The organism is Coprococcus aceti, assembly GCF_025567285.1.
GTDB lineage: Bacteria > Bacillota > Clostridia > Lachnospirales > Lachnospiraceae > Coprococcus > Coprococcus aceti.
Genome location: NZ_JAOQJT010000023.1, coordinates 1 through 3,121 on the forward strand (window position 1 = coordinate 1; position 3,121 = coordinate 3,121).

The following is a 3,121-nucleotide window of genomic DNA, read 5'->3' on the forward strand; positions in this document are numbered from 1 at the left end:
ATGCAACCAATAAGAAATGTGCATGGAGTTCTTCAAATGATAAGGTAGCCATGGTAAATTCTGAAGGAAAAGTATATGCGGTTGCTGCAGGAACAGCAGTGATAACAGCAAAGGCTACAGATGGCACAGGTAAGAAGGCGACATACAAAGTCACAGTTACGAAAGCGAACACCATAGCATCTGCAACTGTCAGTGACCCACAAACTGTGCAGGTTACATTATCGGGAAGTCAGAAACTTCCGGCTTCCAGTTTTGTTGTAAAGGCGAGCACGGTACTGAATGGAACATATAACTATACCATTCCATTGGACGGCGTGACGACAAAGGACAATAAAACCTACACCATAGCGCTGAGAAGAGGATGCTCATTAAGCGATTATGTGAGAGTCTGTGTCTATGTAGATGGACTGTATGGCACAGGTAAGTCAAGTATTGAGACATATTATTCCAAGGATCATTCAAATAGAAGGGTTTATATGACTTATGAACTTGAACAGAATGAGTCATTCAGCAGAGAATTTACAGTGGATCGCGCAAGAGGAATATGTAAAATTACTGTAGACAAGCTCCCTGATGGTGTGAAATATGCAATAAAAACGGATGGAAGTAACGCGATCAGTTTCAGTGGAACAGTGAGAAAGACAGGAACAACGAAAACAACAATTAAGTCTGTTGATGAGCTGGGGGATATAGTTACATACATAATCACATGGAATGTCAGCAGTTCGTCGGTGATCGCGGCGTATTATATACCTCAATACGGCATGATAGGCACGGATGATAAATATTATTCAGTAAGTGTGAAGCCTGCATCTGTCGCAGGCGGTTCAGGGAAATACACTTATAGCATAGACGGGGATGACTATGGCTTGAGTGTTGATATAACAGGAAGGGTCACAGGAAAAATTTATCAGGAGGGAACATATAACCTGAAGGTAAAGATAACGGATGACAACGATACGAAGATCAGCACCACAGTTAACTGTGAGATAAATGCTAAAAAGGCAATCAAGGTTGAGGGGTATGTCAAGGATATAAATGGAAATAACCTGAACGGGGTATCGATCAAGTTCTACAATCAGGATAAAGCAACTCCTTATAAGCTTGCGTGGAATGGTGCTACATCAAGAAATGATGGCTCATATTCGATGGATCTGTTCCCTGGTACATATGAAGTGGTAATATCCATAAGAGATGACAGCACATATCTGTATAATCAGAAATTTGACAAGTCTGAGACTGGCAGAAACTTTGTATCAGATGTATTAAAACTTACTGTAAATCCTGACAATGCCAAGTATTCTGTTGATGATATCGGAGTATGGTATGATGAATATGACAGACAATGCGGTACAAATGGGTATGTTTATCTTGTCCCAGGAACATCATATACACTTAAGGCCAAAGGAATGGGTAAGCGGGGAGTGATAACTGCAAAGGTAGACAGAAAGGCAGTTTCAGTCACAGCAAAAATGTCTGAGGATGTGATCGAGATTGGCGATAAAACCTCATTTTATGCAGAAAAAGAAGAGTTATACAAATTTGTTCCAAAAACCACGGGCACATATTACTTCTATTCAATTTCGACAGGAGATCCGTATGGATATCTGTATGATGAGAACAGAAAAATTCTGGCAGCAGTGGATGATGTAAAGCACGACCTGTCAACTAATAAAAATGATTTTTGCATGAGTTATAAATGTGTTGCGGGCAAGACATATTATATATCCGTAATCAGATCCGCATGTGATGTATATATATCGACTACTAATCCGAAATCGGGTAATTAACTTTTGTGGTGATAATGTCAATATACAGTTTGTATATATATTGGAAAGTGATATAATAAGTAATATGATAGCTGTAGTTGCGTAGACGGGATATGCACATATTATAGTGAGGAGGATCATATTATGAACAAACTAATGAGAAAAGTAGTCGTGTTAATGGTTGCATTTTCCATGTTGTTTGCCGGGGCTTTTGCATCTGGCTCGACGGAGGTTCAGGCGGCCACAACTCCTGCAAAGGTGACAATAAAGAGCGCAAAGGCAAATTACTGGCATGATGAGATATTTGTGTCATGGAAGAGTGTGAAAAACGCCACAGGTTACCAGGTGGCATTTAGAAAGACGAACAGTTCTGTATACAGAAAGGTTTCGGTAAGGGGAAAAACATCAAGAACACTTCTGCTTGACACTTACAGGACATCGTACACCATAAAAGTCAGAGCGTTCAGACAGGTCAGGGTAAAAGGAAAAGTAAAAACCTATTATGGCAAATGGTCAAATATAAAGGTTGTAAAACAGAAATATACACCACCAAAGAACAACACAAGTTCCGACAGTTCTGGAAATTCCGGAAGTGGAAATGGTTCACAGGGATCGATTGGAACAGGTTCTGGAAATGATGTATGGATACCGAGAACAGGAAAGAAGTACCACAGCAGATCGACATGTAGTGGCATGAACGGACCGACAAAGGTATCAAAGAGTTATGCAGAGAGCATGGGATATACTCCTTGTAAAAAGTGTTATTAAGTATATTTATATTTAATTAGAATATTAAGAACTGGCGAAAAGCTGAGTATACGATAAGTAGATTGTATACCCGGCTTTTCGCCTTTTTATACAAAATAATAGGGAATTTTGCGAGATTGACAAAAAAATGCGCATAATTCATAATTGTGATATGGTGTATTAAAAAGGAAAGGTTATGTTTTAAGGAAAAAGGAGGAACTTTATGAAAAGAAGTAACAGGTTTATGGCGGTCATTGCGGTGATCCTTGCATTTGCATTGACATTTACAGGTGTCAGCATTCCGGCAAATGCGGCGGCCACATCAACCGTCAAGAGTATCACGGTGAAGAATCTTCCAAGTAATACTCTTACACTCAAGGCGGGGAAAACATTTACACTGAAGACAAATACGACTTCAGGCAATCTGAAATTCTCAACAAGCAATAAAAAGATCGTGACAGTATCTTCTGCAGGCAAGATAAAAGCAGTGAAAAAGGGTAGTGCAAATATCACGATCTCTCTCAAGTCAAATGCGAAGATCAAGAAGGTGGTGAAGGTCACAGTCGGACAGCCGGCCACAAGAGTCAAGGTGAACAAATCTGCGC

3 protein-coding genes are annotated in these 3,121 nt (G+C 39.8%); all 3 read left to right on the top strand.

The annotated features are described in order from the left end of the window. Positions 1-1,790, top strand: a 1,790-nt coding sequence (locus OCV54_RS14610; RefSeq protein ID WP_055224729.1) for an Ig-like domain-containing protein, incomplete at its 5' end; no start/stop codon positions are given. Between the two features lie 123 nt (positions 1,791-1,913). After that, positions 1,914-2,537, top strand: a complete 624-nt coding sequence (locus OCV54_RS14615) for a hypothetical protein (RefSeq protein ID WP_055224731.1) — start codon at positions 1,914-1,916, stop codon at positions 2,535-2,537. Positions 2,538-2,739: 202 nt separating this feature from the next. Continuing rightward, the coding region (locus OCV54_RS14620; RefSeq protein WP_172678752.1) for an Ig-like domain-containing protein at positions 2,740-3,121 on the top strand (382 nt) is incomplete at its 3' end.